The 17774-nt window shown below is 64.1% G+C and carries 13 protein-coding genes and 1 tRNA gene; 6 read left to right on the forward strand and 8 right to left on the reverse strand.

The genetic code is table 11. From position 1 onward, the window contains the following. The first annotated feature begins 8 nt into the window (after positions 1-8). Complete coding sequence (locus AC1D2L_RS11260) at positions 9-608, forward strand: TRAP transporter small permease subunit (protein ID WP_476845961.1); 600 nt, start codon at positions 9-11, stop codon at positions 606-608. Positions 609-792: 184 nt separating this feature from the next. Next, entirely contained in the window at positions 793-2454 is a 1662-nt protein-coding gene (locus AC1D2L_RS11265; RefSeq protein WP_476846261.1) for a TRAP transporter large permease, read from the forward strand. 201 nt (positions 2455-2655) lie between these two features. On the opposite strand, the gene AC1D2L_RS11270 is transcribed toward AC1D2L_RS11265, so the two are convergent. The 3 genes from AC1D2L_RS11270 to AC1D2L_RS11280 form a co-directional block, all read right to left on the reverse strand. Next, entirely contained in the window at positions 2656-2817 is a 162-nt protein-coding gene (locus tag AC1D2L_RS11270) for a hypothetical protein (RefSeq protein WP_476845962.1), read from the reverse strand. Positions 2818-2998: 181 nt separating this feature from the next. Continuing rightward, positions 2999-3283: a hypothetical protein gene (locus tag AC1D2L_RS11275; protein ID WP_476845963.1), complete on the reverse strand. Its 285-nt coding sequence runs from the start codon at positions 3281-3283 to the stop codon at positions 2999-3001. A 336-nt stretch (positions 3284-3619) separates the two neighbouring features. Next, positions 3620-3694 (reverse strand) — tRNA-Lys (locus AC1D2L_RS11280). A 133-nt stretch (positions 3695-3827) separates the two neighbouring features. Here AC1D2L_RS11280 and AC1D2L_RS11285 point away from each other — a divergent pair. Both AC1D2L_RS11285 and AC1D2L_RS11290 read left to right on the forward strand, forming a co-directional pair. After that, the gene (locus AC1D2L_RS11285) at positions 3828-4922 is read left to right on the forward strand and encodes a hypothetical protein (protein ID WP_476845964.1); all 1095 of its coding nucleotides are present in this window, start codon (positions 3828-3830) and stop codon (positions 4920-4922) included. Between the two features lie 271 nt (positions 4923-5193). Further along, a complete protein-coding gene (locus tag AC1D2L_RS11290; protein WP_476845965.1) occupies positions 5194-9336 on the forward strand; it encodes an EAL domain-containing protein in 4143 nt (1380 codons plus the stop codon). Positions 9337-9591: 255 nt separating this feature from the next. Here AC1D2L_RS11290 and AC1D2L_RS11295 read toward each other — a convergent pair whose 3' ends face one another. From AC1D2L_RS11295 to AC1D2L_RS11305, 3 genes are all read right to left on the reverse strand, one after another. Further along, positions 9592-11682: a catalase gene (locus AC1D2L_RS11295; RefSeq protein ID WP_476845966.1), complete on the reverse strand. Its 2091-nt coding sequence runs from the start codon at positions 11680-11682 to the stop codon at positions 9592-9594. A 153-nt stretch (positions 11683-11835) separates the two neighbouring features. Next, positions 11836-12090: a hypothetical protein gene (locus AC1D2L_RS11300; RefSeq protein ID WP_476845967.1), complete on the reverse strand. Its 255-nt coding sequence runs from the start codon at positions 12088-12090 to the stop codon at positions 11836-11838. Between the two features lie 127 nt (positions 12091-12217). After that, entirely contained in the window at positions 12218-12970 is a 753-nt protein-coding gene (locus AC1D2L_RS11305) for an SDR family NAD(P)-dependent oxidoreductase (RefSeq protein ID WP_476845968.1), read from the reverse strand. A 225-nt stretch (positions 12971-13195) separates the two neighbouring features. Between AC1D2L_RS11305 and AC1D2L_RS11310 the strand changes: the two genes are divergently transcribed. Continuing rightward, on the forward strand, positions 13196-14380 hold the full coding sequence (locus AC1D2L_RS11310) for a MalY/PatB family protein (RefSeq protein WP_476845969.1): 1185 nt from the start codon (positions 13196-13198) through the stop codon (positions 14378-14380). Positions 14381-14440: 60 nt separating this feature from the next. Here the strand turns inward: AC1D2L_RS11310 and AC1D2L_RS11315 are convergent, their stop codons facing one another. Together AC1D2L_RS11315 and AC1D2L_RS11320 are read right to left on the reverse strand one after the other, a co-directional pair. Continuing rightward, positions 14441-15154: a flavin reductase family protein gene (locus AC1D2L_RS11315; RefSeq protein ID WP_476845970.1), complete on the reverse strand. Its 714-nt coding sequence runs from the start codon at positions 15152-15154 to the stop codon at positions 14441-14443. Next, complete coding sequence (locus AC1D2L_RS11320; protein WP_476845971.1) at positions 15151-15858, reverse strand: GntR family transcriptional regulator; 708 nt, start codon at positions 15856-15858, stop codon at positions 15151-15153. Before AC1D2L_RS11320 ends, AC1D2L_RS11315 begins: the two co-directional genes overlap by 4 nt. A 252-nt stretch (positions 15859-16110) precedes the next feature. On the opposite strand from AC1D2L_RS11320, the gene AC1D2L_RS11325 reads away from it, so the two are divergent. After that, positions 16111-17679: an ABC transporter substrate-binding protein gene (locus tag AC1D2L_RS11325; protein WP_476845972.1), complete on the forward strand. Its 1569-nt coding sequence runs from the start codon at positions 16111-16113 to the stop codon at positions 17677-17679. Positions 17680-17774 lie beyond the last annotated feature (95 nt).

Here is a 17774-nt window from a genome sequence, read left to right on the forward strand (position 1 = left end):
AGCGCACCATGAATGGCCTTCTCGCAATAAGCCGGACGATCGACGCGATCAATTTGCAGATCGGCAAGAAGGCAGCGTGGCTGATTTTGCTCGCTGTCATCGTTGCCACCTTGAACGCGATCGTTCGCAAGGTGTTCAACGTTTCGTCAAATGCGTGGCTCGAACTGCAATGGATGTTGTTCGGAGCGGTCTTCCTGTTCTGTGCGTCATGGACGATGCAGGTCAAAGAACACATCCGCATCGACATCGTGAACAGTCACCTGCCGAAGAAGGTCCAGCAATGGATCGAACTGATCGGCCATACGCTGTTCCTGATGCCGTTCTGCCTGCTGATTGTCTATCATTCCTGGCCGTTCTTCGTTCGCTCCTATGCGATCAACGAACAGTCCATGTCCGCAGGCGGCTTGCCGCAGTGGCCGGCCAAGGGACTGGTTGTAATCGGCTTCGTCATGCTGGCCTTCCAGGGCGTTTCCGAGATCATCAAGCAGGTTGCGATCATGCGCGGCCATCTGGAGGACGACGAGACATTGCGTGGTCATGCGGCGGCAGCCGAGGCCGAGGCCCAGCGACTGCTGGATCAGGCTAAAGAGCAGGGTCTCGTCTCCTAGCCGAGACGTCTTCTGTAGCGAAACCGGCCTCGACAGCAACTTTCAGAACATTCGGACACCCGCCATGACATCCCGTTTCGCGCGCGGCACAGCTCTCCTGCTCGCTCTCACCGCGACTGCCTTCTTAAGCCTCCATACCGGTGACGCCCACGCTGCGGGGCTCGGCGATTTCCTGCGGGTCAACATGGCGCCCGTCATGTTCGCGACGCTCGTCGTGTTCCTGCTGCTGGGTTATCCGGTCGCCTTTGCGCTGGCCGCCAACGGCCTGCTGTTTGCGCTGGTCGGCATCGATCTCGGCATGTTCCAGGAAAACTTCCTGCAGGCGCTGCCGGAACGAATCTACGGCACGATGAACAACGACGTTCTGCTGGCGATCCCGTTCTTCACCTTCATGGGCCTCGTGCTGGAGCGGTCCGGCATGGCGGAGGACCTGCTCGACACCATTGGCCAGCTCTTCGGGCCGATCCGAGGCGGCCTCGCCTATGCAGTGATCTTCGTCGGCGCGCTGCTCGCCGCGACGACCGGCGTAGTCGCGGCCTCAGTCATCTCGATGGGCCTGATCTCGCTCCCGATCATGCTGCGCTACGGCTATGACCGCCGGCTCGCCTCGGGCGTCATCGCGGCGTCGGGGACGCTGGCGCAGATCATCCCGCCATCGCTGGTGCTGATCGTCCTTGCCGACCAGCTCGGCCGTTCCGTCGGCGACATGTATGAGGGCGCCTTCATCCCAGGCCTCGTGCTCGCAGGGCTCTATGCCGGCTACGTCTTCCTCGTGACGATGTTCTATCCCGAGCGCGCGCCAGGCTTGCCGCCGGAAGCCCAGACGCTGCGCGACGCGGACGGCCAGACACGGCGCCGCTCGCTGCTGGTCGTCACCATCATCTCGTTTGGCCTGGCCTACGCCTATATGAAACTCTTCACGGGTGTGAAGGCCGGCGCCGACTTTGTCGTCCTGACGATGTCGGTTGCGGTCGGCATCTCCTTCGTGATCGCGCTGCTGAACAAGGCGCTGGGGCTGAACCTGCTTTCGCGCATCGCCGAGCAGGTCGTGTTCGTGATGGTGCCGCCGCTGGCCCTGATCTTCCTGGTGCTTGGCACGATCTTCATCGGTCTCGCCACTCCCACGGAAGGCGGCGCGATGGGCGCGGCCGGCGCGATCCTTCTCGCCTTCGGCAAGAAGCGCCTGACCTTCGATCTGCTGAAGCAGGCGACTGAATCGACCGCGAAGCTCTCGGCCTTCGTGCTCTTCATCCTGGTCGGCGCGCGCGTGTTCTCGCTGACTTTCTATGGCGTCAACGGCCATGTCTGGGTCGAGCACCTTCTCGTCGGCCTGCCGGGCGGGGCGACGGGCTTCCTGATCGTCGTCAACGTGATGGTGTTCCTGCTCGCCTTCTTCCTCGACTTCTTCGAGCTCGCCTTCATCATCGTGCCATTGCTGGGACCGGCCGCGGACAAGCTCGGCATCGACCTGATCTGGTTCGGCGTCATCCTCGGCGTCAACATGCAGACCTCGTTCATGCACCCGCCCTTCGGCTTCGCGCTGTTCTTCCTGCGCTCGGTCGCGCCGAAGATCCCCTACAGGGACAAGATCACCGGCAAGATGATGGAGCCTGTCACAACCGCGCAGATCTACTGGGGAGCCGTGCCCTTCGTGGTCATCCAGTGCATCATGGTCGCGATGGTGGTGATATTCCCGCAGATGGTGATGCACTACAAAGCGTCGGCTGTGCAGCTCGACCAGAAGTCGATCGACAAGCAGTTCGACTCCATCCAGATCCCGGGGCTGGGAGGCTTCGGCGCTCCCGACCTGAACCTTGGCGCCCCGCCCGCTGCGCCAAAACCCTGACGCGATCGCGCGCGACCACCTGCTCGCCACATAGCGACGGGTGGCCGCTGCCGGGCTCGCTCAAGACCACCGACGAGCCATTGCTCCGCCGCCTCATGGAGGCCGGCGGAGTTTTTGCGTCAAATGTGGAGACGCGTGCGGGTAAAATCGGTCTGAGGCAGAGCCAGGCTGTCTAGGCTTTTCTGCGAGGCCGAGCCCAATTCAGCCGGCCTCAAGCCCCATAACCGTGATCACCCCGGTTACCGCCAGGATCATCCAGATCACTTCGCCCGCTGGGCCTGCGGGCGGCAACGTGCCGGCTGCGACAGAGGTAATGCCGACCAGGAAGATGGTCGCCGTGAGATATACCGAACCCTTGACCAATGCCGCCCCCTGCTGTGCGTTGCGTGCCTAGCAGCAGAGGATTGCCAAGTGATTGCCGACGCAGCGTTTCCAGAGAGTAACTTGCCTTACGGCAGCCCGACTCTCTGGTTGCGTGAACGCTTCGTTGCGCCTCAATGCGGGCAGGGGGTGATCCAGGGGCGGCGAGGGGGCTCCCGCCAGGCTATGACAGCCGGCGATCACGCTCATCCATGATGCGTTCTATAACGGCGAGGTGTTCAGCAAGGAGGTCTTGCAGGGGCCCAGTCGGGCGGAATGCCTGCGAATCATACTCTTCCTCGCCCGTCTCCGTCCAGGCAGAAATGGCCTCGTCGGCTGCCGCAAAGTGAGCCTCCGTAAGAGTGTCGCCGACAGCAGCGCCGGCCTCCTGGGCGATGCGTGCCGCGATCTTGCCGCGCAGCGCACGCTCGTAGTCGAGCATCCGGTCCAACTCGTCGGTATAGGCCAATCTCTCGCTCCTGTGACGGGCTGGCGTTGTGTTCGGCGCAGCGCCGATAACGGACACATAGGATGATTCTCGGGGCGGATATGCGACGTCGGAGGCTTGCCTCTGAGGGCACGAATCTGCCGCCGGCCGCACCATCGAGCGACGAGCAGGTCCGTCAACGCTCCGCCTGCCGGTTCGACTCGGGCTGCCAGCGCCTCGCAGCAGTGAGCTACTCGAATGACTATGGCAACGCGCGGCACGCGCGATAAGGCTTGCCCACGCTGTGAGAATGTCGAGGAGGCACCGCCGGTCGCTCGGCCAGATCTGCGGAGCTTCTGAAAGCGCGGGAATTGCCGGTGGTGAGCGGGGAGGGGATCGAACCCTCGACCACATGATTAAAAGTCACGTGCTCTACCACTGAGCTACCCGCCCTCACCGGTGCGCTGACATAGGCAGACGTGGGGCTGCGGTCAACATTGTTCGCGCCGTTCGATCATGGCAAAAGCGCCCCGGAGCCGCGTGATCGCCACTCCCGGATGCAGTGTTGCTGGCGGAGAAAGCCTGAATGAGCGTAGCGGGGACCTCCCGGCAGGAGCAGGGCTGGCGGCGCTGGGTGGGGATATTCCTCGCCAGCGGGCTCGTGCTGGCGGGGATTCTGGTGGGATTCGTGGTCGCGATGGACCCTTTCGGCTTGCGCGTCACTTCGGGCAAACCGGCGCGCCCGCTGATGGATATCAATCAGCGCTTCATGTATCCACAGCTTGTGCGCTCCGGCGCGTTCGACGCCGCGATTATCGGCACATCGACTATGCGCCTGCTGGATCCTGCGATTCTCTCGCGGTCGATCGGCGGGCATTTTGCGAATCTCGCGATGAATGCGGCGACGCCCTGGGAACAGGTGCAGATGGCAAAGCTTTTCATTGGCGCGACGCCCGCACCCAAGACCGTGATCTGGGGGCTGGACCTGCCCTGGTGCTCCGCCACTGCGACAGCCCCGGAGAACCGGTTGACGCCGCGCCCGTTTCCGCCCTGGCTCTACGATGCACCGAGTTGGACCAACATCCTGAGGCAGATGAACCTGACGACGCTGGAAGTCTCGCTCCGCTTGCTCGGCCAAAGGCTCGGGCTTCAGCCCGAACGCATGCGCGGCGATGGCTACGAGGTCTTCACCCCGCCGGAAGAGACCTACGACCTCGCACGCGCCCGCTATCACCTGTTCGCCGGCTATGGCGGCGTTGCGCCGGACATGACGCCGCTCATCCCCCCGGCCACAGTCAGCGCCGAGGTTCGCGCTGCCTGGCGCTTTCCTGCGCTGGCCTGGCTTGAGGAAACGTTGTCGCCCTTGCCGGCGGGCACGGTGAAGATGATCGTGCTGCCGCCGACCCACGCCGCCAGCCTGCCGCGCGAAGGCAGCCAGGACGCCCGCTTTCACGATGCCTGCAAGGCCGCAATCGGGGCCATCGCAGCCCGCCAGGGCGCAGTGCTGGTCGACTACGCGCATATGTCGAGCGTGACACGCGCCGACGACAACTACTGGGACCCTCTGCATTTCCGCCTGCCAATCGCGCGTCGGGTCGAGTCCGATCTCGCAGCCGTGGCGAAAGGCAACGATCCGAAGGCCGACGGCGTCGCCATCGTGAAGCGCCAAGCCTCGCCGTAAGCTTCATCGGCGACGGCCCCCACCGCCCCGGCGGGCGTGAGACCGCCTCATGACGTTCATGTCAAATGATCTGAAAAATGCTTGGGGTTGCCCCGACTGAAAGCTTTTTCAATCTGGTTTAAAAATGACGTGACATCGTAGGGGAAGGGGGCTTGCCCCTTTTCAAGGATTTGTCCAAGCTCTCCGCGCACAATGAGCACTGAAATATCTAATCTGACTGTTCAGTTTTTCGTAAGCGCAGCTTCCTAGATTGCCCGGATCACATCGAGTCGTGGAAAAGGCCCTCTTTTTGACAAGAGATTGCGAAGCTCCCGAAATCATCTCATGGGGCGACGCCAAACGCATCGCCGCGCTGCGGGCATTTGATATCCTCGACACGGGGCCGGAGGCGGCTTTCGACGAGATCACGCAACTCGCCAGAGACGCATGCCATACCCCGGTCGCGTTGGTCAGTTTCCTCGAGGCCGAGCGACAATGGTTCAAGTCGGAGATCGGACTGGGTCTGCGCGAGACGTCGTTGGATTCCTCCATCTGCGCGCAGACGATCCACCTCTCCGAACTGGTGGTCATCAATGACACCGCTGAGGATTCGCGGCTTCGCGACAATCCCCTCGTCACGGGAAAGCAGTTGCGCTTCTATGCCGGCGCCCGGCTCGAGACCTCGGACGGCCTGTTGCTCGGCGCGGTCTGCGTGCTCGATTTCCAGCCGCGTCCAGATGGGCTGACGGAGAAGCAGTCGAAGACGCTGCTGGCGCTTGCACGGGCGGTGATGCGCGAACTGGAACTGCGCCGCGCCAACAAGGCGCTGGCCCAGAACACCGCCCTGATGAACGCCACCCTGGAGCATGTGGACCAGGGCATCCTGATGGTCGACGAGAGCGGGGCGGTGGTTATCTGCAACCAGCGCGCCATGGATCTGCTCGGCCTGCCACCCGACATGATGCACTCGGCTCCGCGCTTCGACGAGGTCAAGCAATGGCAACTGGAGCAGGGCGAGTTCGCAGAAGCTGACCCGATGCTGCTGCGCGCCATCAAGCACGAAGGCGTCAACATCGAAGCCTCGATCTATGAACGACAGAGGCCGAACGGCACCGTCCTGGAAGTCAGGACGAACCGGCTGCCGAATGGCGGCGTCGTGCGCACATTCACCGATGTCACGGCCCGGAAGGCCGCCGAAGAGGCCGCAGCAAACAGCGAGGCGCGCTATCGCAGCCTTTGCGATGCCTTGCCCCAGAAGGTCCTGGTTACGACCACCGACGGCACGATCACCTACCAGAACCGTCAGTTTGGGGACTATCACGGGGCGATTGGAACAGGGCTCGACGAGCGGCTGCGCCTCAATCATCCCGACGATGCCCCGGCGATTCTGCGTTCGCGGGCGCAAGCGATCGCCCTGGCACAGCCCGTCCAAGGGGAAGGGCGACTCCAAAGGCACGACGGGGCGTATCGCTGGCACCATCTGACGCTCAACCCGATCACGCGTGGCGGCGCTGTCGCAGAATGGGTCGCGACATCGCTGGACATCGACGAACTCCGGCAGACCCAGTCGAAGCTGCGCGGGAGCGAAGAACGCTACCGGGCTTTGGTCGAGGCCAGCTCGGTCGTGGTCTGGTGCGCCTCGCCTGACGGCGCCATCACGGAGGTGTGGGGCCAAGGTATCGACGGAGGGCGCGTTGACGGCGAGGACGGATCCAGCGCCCTCGGTTGGCTCGCCGACATTCACCCGGAGGACCACGACCGCGTCGTAGCGAATTGGCGCGAGCGCCTCGTAGTGCCCGAGCCATTCACCAAGGAGTACCGGGTCCGTTGCCTCGACGGACGCTACCGCTGGTTTTCGTCGCGGGGCGTGCCCCTCAAGGATTCCAACGGCGCCGTCAGGGAATGGGTCGGCACCATCACGGACATCGACAGCCGAAAACTCTCCGAGGAGCGGCTCCGGGAGAGCGAGGAGCGCTATCGGCTCGCAGCCCACGCTGCGTCTGATGCGATCTGGGAATGGGATCTGGCGAGCAACCGGTTGCGATGGGGCGAAAGCGTCGAGCGCATCTTCGCTTATGACGCCGCCCAGGTGCCGGCTTCGAGCACCGCCTGGCTGAACTATATCCACCCTGACGATCGCGCGGCTGTCGAGAGCAAGCTCGAGCGCTTCATCGCCGATGCCGGGGAGCGCTGGGAGGACGAATACCGGCTGAAGCGAGGCGATGGCAGCTACGCCTTTGTCGCCGACCGGGGCTTTCTCGTCAGGGACGAAGCCGGCGTGCCCGTCAGGATGGTCGGGGCCGTCCAGGACCTAAGCGAGCAGCGCCGCTCGAATGTCGCCCTGCGAACGAGCGAGGAACGACTTCGCCTGGCTCTTGCGGCAACCGGGCTTGGAATCTGGGACATCGACCTCGTCATCGGCAACCGCGAATGGTCGCCGGAGGTTCACCACATCCTGGGTCTGGCCGAGACGGCGAGGGCGGGTCGGTCCAGTTTCCTGCCGCTGCTGCACCCGGACGACCGCGAGCGCATCACTGCCGAATTCTATCCGGCGTTCGATGTCGGTGCCGCATCCATTTCGGAGACGTTCCGCATCATCCGGGCCAACGATGGCGAAACCCGGTGGGTCGAGGTCGGCGGGCGAACGTTCTATGACACCGATGGACGCCCTGTGAGAATGCTCGGCACCATCCAGGACATCACCACCCGCAAGATCGCCGAGGAAGCGCTACGCTCCGGCGGGGAGCGCCTGCGGCTGGCCTTGCATGCAAGCAACATGGTCGCCTGGGACCTCGACGTGACGACCTCATGGGTCGACCGCTCGGACACCGCCCATGCACTGCTTGGTTTCGGCTCCGGGCCGGCCGCCGACTTCCTGGACCGCGTGCATCCCGAGGACCAGCATAAGGTGATCCAGCTGCGCAATGCAGCGATTGCCGAGGGCACTCACGCGGCCGAGATCCGGTATCGCGGCCCGGGAGACCGGGAGGTCTGGCTCGCGCTGCGGGCGGAGCGGAAAGACCAGCATCGCCTGATCGGCATCACGTTCGACATCTCCGACCGGAAGGCCACCGAAGCTGCGATCTGGCAGACGGCCAATCATGATCCGCTGACGGGCCTGCCCAATCGCGCGCTTTTCCAGACACGTCTGGAGGAAGCCCTCAGGACAGCCGAAGCGGACGGCTCCGGGGTTGGCCTGCTTCTCCTCGACCTCGACGACTTCAAGGATATCAACGATACGCTGGGCCATGCCGCCGGCGACAAGCTGCTTGCCGAAACCGCGCGGCGGCTGATCGGGCTGATCGGGGAGCACGACACCGTGTCCCGCCTCGGAGGCGACGAGTTCGCGATCATCCTGGCCAAGCCGACCGGGTTGCTCGACCTTGCCGTGTTCGCCAACTCTCTCGTCGAGGCACTGCGGACCACGTTCGAGTTCGAGGGCCGGGCGCTTTCGACCAAGGCTAGCATCGGCGTCGCTGCCTATCCGGAACACCATCGCGACCCCGCCGAGTTGATGAAGGACGCCGATATCGCGCTCTACCGCGCCAAGGAGGGCCGCAGGAGCCGCGCGGTCGTCTACACGAGTGCCGCGCGCGAGGTCATGGAACATCGCGTGACGATCCTGCGCGAGGTCCGCAGCGGCATGGCCGCCGCAGAGTTCCTGCCGCATTACCAGCCGAAGGTGTCGCTCGCCACGGGCCAGATCGTCGGTTTCGAGGCCCTGGCGCGTTGGCGGCATCCGACCAAGGGGCTTCTGACGCCGGCATATTTCGGCTCGGCATTCGAGGATCAGGACATCTCGGCCACACTCGCTACGGACATCGTCCGGCAGGTCGTAGCGGACATTCGCTCCTGGCTGGATCAGGGGCTCAACTGCGGGCGTATCGCGGTGAATCTCGCGTCCACGGATTTCGCAGATCGAGCGCTCGCCACCCGGATCATCGACATCCTGGATGACGCGCGCGTCCCGACCTCCCAGTTCGAGGTCGAGGTAACCGAAACTGTCTTCCTCGGCCGGAAAACCGAGGCCGCGGCCTATATCCTCAGCGAGTTTCACGAGGCCGGCGTTTCGGTCGCGCTCGATGATTTCGGGACGGGATTTGCCTCTCTGACGCATCTCAAGCAGTTTCCGGTCGACCACATCAAGATCGACCAGAGCTTCGTCAGGAACCTTGAGACCGATGACGACGATGCCGCCATCGTCGCTGCGGTGGTGAACCTCGGCAGGAACATGGGAATGCACATCACGGCCGAGGGCGTCGAGAACGCGGGCCAGGTGAAGCGGCTGCGGGAAGCCGGCTGCGATTTCGGCCAGGGCTACCTCTATGCAAAGCCCAGCCCAGCCTCCGAGGTGCCGGGCATCATCCAGAACTGGACGCCGCCGGAGGAACTGGGCCTGCGACAGTCGCTGAAGCGTCTGATCCGGCAATCCTGACAAACCCAAGACAGGACTGGAGGATCTGCTCGGCTCGGGTCGCTTTACGAAGGCGTTGCCGGACGGGCCGGCAGCAGCTTCGATCGAGGCTCGGCTCAGAATCTAACTTCATTCAAGTTCCATAATATGTCTTATGCGAATCGCGTTGATCCGGTCTGGGCCGTGCCCTGCCTTGTCGATACAGTCGCAGCCAGCGGTCAGGCCCCGAGGCCGGACCGCTGGCTCTCTGACCTCTCCCATTGAGCGGCCGGCCGATCAGGCCAGCGTACGGACCTTCGCCTCCCGAGCCCATTGGCGTGTGCGGGCCGGTTCAACGAAGCCGGCGGCGCCCTTCGTAAGTTCGATCACGCCTGCATCCGCAACGACCCCCGCCTTGTCGAGCAGCGGCTCGGCCTCGCCGGTGAAGCCGATCGCCTTGAGATGGCCGAAGGCATCCTTCGCGAAGTCGATCGCCGCGCCTTCGTTCAGCAGAGCCTCGCATCCCGCCTGCGACAGCACGATCGCGACCGCGTCGAATATCACCGAAGGCGTGCCGGCCAGTTGCCCGTCCGCCTTCAGCCGCGATCCGTCCTTCAGTTTGACGCCGCCGATCCTGGGCGCGACGATGGTCACCGAGCCGCCATCGCCCTCGACGGCCTTCGTGATCGCATCGATCACGGTGCCATCGGCGCCGTCGGAGACCAGGATTCCGACGGCGCGCCCTTTCAGGGTCGGCGGATATTTCCCCACGATGCGCAAGGCCGGAGACGGTTTCATGTCCTGTGGCGAAACCGCCGGGACCGACGCCTTTGGCAGCTCCATGTTCAGGCCCGTGGCAACGCGCTTGGCGAGAGCGTCGTCGACATTTCGCAGGTTTGACATGACCCTTAGCCGGACATGTTCGAGCGTGACTTTCGAAAGCTCGAAAACCAGCGCGCTTGCCAGATGCGCCTGTTCGATCTCCGTCTGCGAGCGGAAGAACAACCTCGCCTGCGAGTAATGGTCGGCGAAGCTCTCCGACCGTAGCCGGACCTTTGTCTGCTCCATCGGCAGCGCCAGCGTCCGGAAGCCGCCCTTGGGATCCTCGCGCGGTCCGCCGTCCTCGCCGGCATCGCTCAGGCTGTTGGGCTCGTAGTTGGCGCGCCCCTTGAAGACCTGGGTCTGCATATGGCCGTCACGCTGCAAGTTCTGGAATGGGCATCCCTTGGCCTTGTTGATGGGGATCTGGTGGAAATTCACGGTGCCGAGCCGCGACAGCTGCGTGTCCTGATAGGAGAACAGTCGCCCCTGCAGCAGCGGGTCCTCGGAGACGTCGATCCCGGGCGGCATGTTGGTCGGCAGGAAGGCAGCCTGTTCGGTTTCCGCGAAGAAGTTGTCGGGATTCCGGTTCAGGACCATGCGGCCGATGACGCGGATCGGCACCATCTCCTCGGGGATGAGTTTGGTGGCATCGAGGATGTCGAACGGCAGCGCGTCCGCCTGCTTCTGGCTCAGAAGCTGGACCCCGAACTCCCATTCCGGGAAATCGCCGGCAGCGATGGCCTCATGCAGGTCGCGACGATGATAGTCGGGATCGGCCCCCGCGATCTTCACGGCTTCGTCCCAGCACGTCGACTGGGTGCCGAGCTTCGGGCGCCAATGGAACTTGACGAATGTCGCCTCGTCCTTCTCGTTCAACAACCTGAAGGTGTTGACCCCGAAACCTTCCATCATGCGCAGCGAGCGTGGGATGGCGCGATCCGACATCGCCCACATGATCATGTGTGTGGCCTCGGGCATCAGGCCGATGAAATCCCAGAAGGTGTCGTGGGCGCTGGCGGCCTGGGGATAGCCGCGATCGGCCTCCATTTTGACCGCATGGATCAGGTCTGGAAACTTGATCGCGTCCTGGATGAAGAAAACCGGGATGTTGTTGCCGACGAGGTCCCAGTTGCCTTCCTTGGTGTAGCACTTCACGGCGAAGCCACGAACGTCGCGAGGGGTGTCGACCGACCCTGCCCCGCCAGCCACAGTCGAGAAGCGCGTGAACAGCTCCGTCTTGACGCCGACCTCGGTCAGGATCTTGGCGCGGGTGAACTCGGCCAGCGACTCCGTGAGCTCGAAATAGCCATGCGCTGCCGAGCCGCGGGCATGGACGATGCGTTCGGGAATCCGTTCGTGGTCAAAGTGCTGGATCTTTTCGCGAAGAACGAAGTCTTCAAGCAGCGTCGGGCCACGATGGCCGCCCTTGAGAGAGTTCTGGTTGTCGCTGACCGGCACGCCATGATTGGTCGTGATCCGATGTGCAGGAGCAGAGGTGGTCTGATGCGTTTCGCCCCCCTGGCCCGTCGAGGTCTCAGGTGTTCCGGGAGTTTTTGGCGTGCTCACGATGGCCCCCTGTCGCTGGGTGCAAATCGCCGCGTGCCGGGAGCGGCAGCGAGGCGTTTTTGCTTGGTCCAGATCCAACGTGCAAGCGTGCGCCCCGTTCCCGGGCAGCAAGATCTGAGGGTCGGTCTAGTCCCTATGCCGTGACGGGCTCGGTCATTCTGTCCCGAATGAGCCGTGCCCTGCACCGATGCGCATGGCGTTGGCCCAGCGGGTCGGGATCGTCGCCGAGGGCTGCATATCGGCAGAGATGTCGACCTCCTCTGACGTGGCGCACTCGCCGCCCAGGACCGCCAGCAGTTCCATCCCTCCGGCAGCGGGCGCCGAGGTGGCGGACACGGCCAGGGGTTGAGCGCTCACGATACCCGTCGTGCCCGCAAGAATGATCCCGACCAACGCGAACCGTTTCATATGCCTGCTCCACCCTTGGCCCCCGCTGATATCAAGTGTGCGGGAGCCCAATCGGTTCCGTTGAGCCGGGCTGGGTTGCAGGGTGGCGAAGCGCTTTTGGCGTCCCGCCTCCCCGGCCAGGTAGCGGTCAGGTCAAGACCTGTCCGCCGTCCACGACGATCGTCTGCCCCGTGATCCAACTCGCCATGTCGGAGGCCAGGAACAGGGCGACGCTCGCGATCTCCTCTGGTTTGCCAAGGCGACCAGACGGAATGCTGCCCAGTGTGCGCTGGTAAAGCTCGGGGTCCGAGGTCTTGCGGTTCTCCCAGGAACCGCCCGGGAACTCGACCGAACCGGGCGCGATGGCATTGACGCGGATGTGCTTGACGGCAAGCGCCCGGCCCTGCCCCATGGTGTAGTTGACGACCGCTGCTTTGATGGCGGCGTAAGGCAGGGAGCGTGGCACGGCCAGCAGGCCGGAGATCGACGAGATGTTGACGATCGCGCCAGCTTCCGCCTTCTCCAGATAAGGGATCGCAGTCTGCGTGGCGCGGACCGTCGCCATGAGGTCGACATTCATGCTGGCTGCCCAGCCGTTCTCGTCGTCCTTGGAGCCGAAGCCCGAGGCGTTGTTGATCAACACGTCGATCCCGCCCAGAGCCGTCGCGGCTTCGGTCACGAAGCGTGCGGTTGAACTCGCTTCGGCGAGGTCGCAGGCCAGGCTGAAGACCTTGCCGCCAAAGGCCCGCAGTTCAGCAGCTGTCGCTTCGAGGCCAGGCGCGCTGCGAGCGCAAATCGCCACGTCGGCACCCTGCGCGGCGAAGGCCAGCGCAATCGAGCGCCCGATGCCACGGCTGCCGCCCGCAATCACGACCTTCCGGCCCTTGAACGATATCTGCATAGAGGTTCCCCAAGCTTGTTGTCGACGCGTCTGGTCGGGCCGAGATCGGCGACCGCCTGTCGAGTTCAGCGGGAGTAGACAGGCAGATTCCCCCGAGCGCTACACGGCGGGCAGCCGGGTCGGAATGCGTCAGGCGCGGGCTGACGCCGCGCCTTGCGTCTGCCGCGGAGGCCGCTTTGCTCTATTGTCGCGCCCGACCGAGTCGACCCAGCATCGAGGACCAGAATGAATTTCGCTCCGAATTTCGACGTTGTGATCGACCGCCGCGGCACCCTCTCGGCAAAATGGGACATGATGGAGCCGATCTACGGGGTGCCCGCCGCCGACGGCATCGCGATGTGGGTCGCCGACATGGATTTCCGGCCTCCGACCTGCGTGCAGGCTGCGGTCGAACAGATGGCCACCCATGGGGTCTACGGCTATTTCGGCGATGATCGCAGCAACCGCGAGGCCATCTGCTGGTGGATGAAGAACCGCCATGGCTGGGATGTCGATCCGCAAGCGATCTTCACCACGCACGGACTGGTCAACGGCACTGCGCTCTGCGTCGACGCCTACTCGAAGCCCGGCGACGGCGTCGTGCTGATGACCCCGGTCTACCATGCCTTTGCGCGCGTAATTCAGGCGGCGGGGCGCAAGGTCGTCGAGTGCCCCCTGGCGATCGCGGATGGCCGCTACGTCCTCGACATAGCCGCTTGGGATGCCCGGATGACCGGCAGCGAGCGCATGCTGATCCTGTGCTCGCCCCACAACCCCGGCGGCCGGGTCTGGACGCGCGACGAACTCCGCGAGATCGCTGACTTCTGCAAGCGCCACGACCTGCTCCTGGTTTCGGACGAGATCCACCACGACCTGGTAATGCCCGGGCACAAGCACACGGTGATGCCGCTAGCCGCCCCCGACATTCGCGACCGCCTGGTGATGATGACGGCGACCACCAAAACCTTCAATATCGCCGGCAGCCATGTCGGCAACGTCATCATTCCCGACGAGACCCTGCGCAACGCCTTCCGCGCCCGCATGAACGCGCTGGGGATCTCTCCGAATTCCTTCGGCATGGTAATGGCAACCGCAGCCTATAGCCCCGAGGGCGCGACCTGGGTCGACGCACTGGTGGCCTATCTCGACGGCAATCGCAGGCTCTTCGACGAAGGCATCGCGGCAATCCCCGGCTTGCGTTCGATGCCGCTGGAATCGACCTACCTTGCCTGGGTCGATTTTGCCGGAACCGGGATGGAACGGTCGGAATTCACGGCTCGCGTCGAGAAGCAGGCGCGCATCGCAGCCAATCACGGTCCGACATTCGGCAGCGGTGGTGACAGCTTCCTGCGCTTCAACCTTGCGACGCCCCGCCCTGTCGTCGTGGAAGCGGTCGAGCGCCTGAAGCAGGCTTTTGCCGACCTCCAGTAACTCGTTAGCGGCACCTGCGCTGCGAATGCCGCGCCGGTGCCGCTGGATCCCTTCGTCCGTTCAGGCGTCGTTTTCGCGCTGACGCCGCGCATTGGCGGCGGCGGGATCGCGCTGCCAGGCATCGACGGATAGCGTCGGCAGGTCGAAATAGTCCCGCGTCGTCGCATAGCCCTGCCCGCCCATGCGGCCGACCGCATCAAGCGCCGCCGCATCCACATGCAGGTTGTTGGCGTTGACCACGTCGGCGCGGAAATGAGCGTAGACGACCTCGCCGAGAATGATCTCGCGCGAATTGCCGATGCCCAGGGTGGTGTGGTGACGGCATTCGAAAGCCGCCGGCGCCTGCCCGATCCAGGGGCACGGGACTTTCACGCCCGGCATGGCCGTGAGGCCGCCCTTGGCGAGTTCGTCGATGCCGGGCTCGAAGGGCACCGCGCAGACATTCATCCCTTCGATCAGCGCATCCGAGACGATGTTCACGGTGAAGGCCAGCGTCTCGCGGACATTGCGGCCGGTATCCTTCTGGCCGCCCGTCGGCCTGTATTCGACGCCAAGCGCCAGAATGGCCGGGTCGGCGGAGAGGCAGTTGAAGAAGCTGAACGGCGCCGCATTGACCACGCCCTGCCCGTCCACCGTCGTCACCAGCGCAATCGGCCGCGGCACGACTGCGCCGATCAGCAGCTTGTAGCGCTCACGCGGGGTCAGGGCCGCGAAGTCGAAGGTGATGATCGAGGCGTCGTCATTGGCCTGAGGCCTGGTCAGCGGGGCGTTCACGGCGGGGTCAATCCTTCGCTCAGGGCATAGGGCGCAAGCAACTCGCGGATATCGCGTTCGGCGCGCGGCGTGAGCAGCGCGCGCGTCACCACGGCCTGCAGATGATGGTCCATGAGGTCGGCCGCGCGTGCTCCGTCTCCGGCGCGCAGGGCCTCGATCAACTGGCGATGCTCGGAAACGGCGCATTCCGACGAATGCGGCCGGCCGTAGATCGCCAGGATCAGCGAGCAGCGTGACGACGTTTCCTGGACATAGCGCAGCAGCAGCGCATTGCCGGTCATCTCCGCCAGCTTGATGTGAAACTCACCGGACAGGCGGATCGACTCCGGCCCGTCGCGGCCATGCGCCCTCTCCTCCTGTCGGACATGTTCCTCGAGGTCTTCCGCCTGAGTGGCCGTGAGACGGCCCGCGAGGTTCTCCGCGACAAGCCGTTCGAGCCCGCGGCGCACGTCGAAGACGTCGCGCGCCTCCTCCAGCGTGGGATAGGCGACCGAGGCGCCGCGGTTGGGCTTCAGTTCGACCAGTCCCTCGACTGCGAGCCGGCCCAGCGCCTCGCGGACCAGAGTCCGGCTGACGCCGAGCTGCTCGCCGATGGAGTCCTCCGGAAGCTTCATGCCGGGCTTCAGCGCCTGTTCGATGATCGCGCGGCGCAGCGCCTTGTATACCGATTGCGCACGCAATCCGGGGGAGCGTGGTTCTTTCATGTCGGCCCGTCTCTGCCTGGTTCCAGCCTCTCGAGGCTCACTCCATGTCACGGGTTCCCGCTCCGCTCCAGCTTTCCGCTTGTGTTCAATTATCGCATACAATACGCTATCACAATCGTATGCAATACTGATTATTAATCGCACACGAAGTGCCGCCTTTTCAGCCAGACTGGTTAAAAGCGCGGCATGTTCAGAGGGGCAGCGGGTCCGCGAGCGTCAAAAGGCGCCGGGGCTCATCGAGAGGAGAGATCGATGAAGAAGCATTGGTTGCTGGCGGCCGTTGCCGCCTTCTCGCTGACAGGCCAGGCGGAGGCGAAGACGCTGAAATGGGGAGCTGCGCGCGAGATCGCCTCGCTCGACCCCTATTCTTATGGCGACACCTTCACGCTGTCGGTCCTCAACCATGTCTACGAAGGGCTGGTGCGCTACACCGGCGACCTCAAGATCGAGCCCGCACTGGCTGAAAGCTGGGAAACCGTCTCGCCGACCGTCTGGCGCTTCAAGCTGCGCCAGGGCGTAAAATTCCATAACGGCAACCCGTTCACGGCCGACGACGTCATCGCCTCGCTGGAGCGAGTGACGCACGACACCTCGCCGCTCAAGGGCAATCTGCCGGCCTACAAATCCTCGAAGAAGATCGACGACTTCACCGTCGAGATCGAGGTGAACGGGCCCTACCCGCTCCTGCTCAACGACCTCACCAACATCTTCGTCTTCGACAAGGAGTGGCTGGTCGCCAACAACTCTCTGCTGCCGACCGATTCGGGCAAGGGCGTGAAGGGCTATGCCACCGACAACGCAAACGGCACCGGGCCGTTCATCGTCGAGAGCCGACGCGCCGATGCCAAGACTGTCTACGTCAAGAACCCGAACTGGTGGGACAAGCCGCAGCACAACATCGACACGATCGAGTTCCTGCCGATCGCCTCGGCTTCGACCCGCGTCGCCGCGATGCTGTCGGGCGAGATCGACTTCACCAATGTCGCGCCGCTGCAGGACCTGCCGCGCCTGACCGCCTCGCCCGACGTCAAGGTGCTGCAGACCAACGAGCTGCGCACCGTGATCTTCGCTCTGAATCTCAAGGACACGCTGTTCGAGAGCGACGTCAAGGACAAGAACCCGCTCAAGGACATCCGCGTCCGCGAAGCCCTCTATCGCGCCATCGACATCGACTCCGTCCAGAAGCGGGCCATGCGCGGCCTGTCGCGCAACACAGGCGCCCTGATTGCCCCCGCGATCCCCGGCTACGAGCCTTCGCAGGACGTGCGCCTGCCTTTCGACCTCGACGGCGCCAAGAAGCTGCTCGCGGCCGCCGGATATCCCAACGGCTTCAGCTTCCAGATGAACTGCCAGAGCGACGGCCTCGTCAACGAGGAGGAGTTCTGCCAGGCGGTCGCCTCGATGTGGTCGCGCGCCGGCCTCAAGCCCAACCTCAGCCTCGGACCGCGCAGCCAGCAGACCCCCAAGCGCGTCAAGGGAGAGTTCGACGTCATCTCGTTTGGTTGGGCCAATGAGCCGATGATCGACGCCTATTCGATCCTGATCCAGGTGATGCGGTCCAAGAGCGGCTCCGGCGGCGTCTTCAACTGGGGCAATTGGGGCGATCCGCGCATCGATGCACTGATCGACAAGGCCGGCGTCGAACTGGACAACGCCAAGCGTATCCCGATGATGATGGAAGCGCTGAAGATCGCCAAGGCTGAGCATCTCTTTATCCCGCTGCACCAGCAGCCGATGGCCTGGGCGATGCGCAACTCGGTCGCACAGACGGTCCAGGCCTCGGACAACAAGCCGCGCCTGTGGCTGACAATGATGAAGTGAGGGTCACCGTCGTCATGGTCGGGCTTGACCCGACCATCTCGGAAACCAGCGCCTTCCCGTCCTGAGATTCTCGGGTCTTCGCTGCGCGAAGCCCG

It is taken from the genome of Allobosea sp. P1_B10, from assembly GCF_056406735.1.

Bases quoted from the DNA above. Each gene is read 5' to 3' on its own strand.
- AC1D2L_RS11260 (WP_476845961.1), top strand. From the start codon at position 9: ATGAATGGCCTTCTCGCAATAAGCCGGACGATCGACGCGATCAATTTG.
- AC1D2L_RS11265 (WP_476846261.1), top strand. From the start codon at position 793: ATGGCGCCCGTCATGTTCGCGACGCTCGTCGTGTTCCTGCTGCTGGGT.
- AC1D2L_RS11285 (WP_476845964.1), top strand. From the start codon at position 3,828: ATGAGCGTAGCGGGGACCTCCCGGCAGGAGCAGGGCTGGCGGCGCTGG.
- AC1D2L_RS11300 (WP_476845967.1), bottom strand. From the start codon at position 12,090: ATGAAACGGTTCGCGTTGGTCGGGATCATTCTTGCGGGCACGACGGGT.
- AC1D2L_RS11305 (WP_476845968.1), bottom strand. From the start codon at position 12,970: ATGCAGATATCGTTCAAGGGCCGGAAGGTCGTGATTGCGGGCGGCAGC.
- AC1D2L_RS11310 (WP_476845969.1), top strand. From the start codon at position 13,196: ATGAATTTCGCTCCGAATTTCGACGTTGTGATCGACCGCCGCGGCACC.
- AC1D2L_RS11320 (WP_476845971.1), bottom strand. From the start codon at position 15,858: ATGAAAGAACCACGCTCCCCCGGATTGCGTGCGCAATCGGTATACAAG.
- AC1D2L_RS11325 (WP_476845972.1), top strand. From the start codon at position 16,111: ATGAAGAAGCATTGGTTGCTGGCGGCCGTTGCCGCCTTCTCGCTGACA.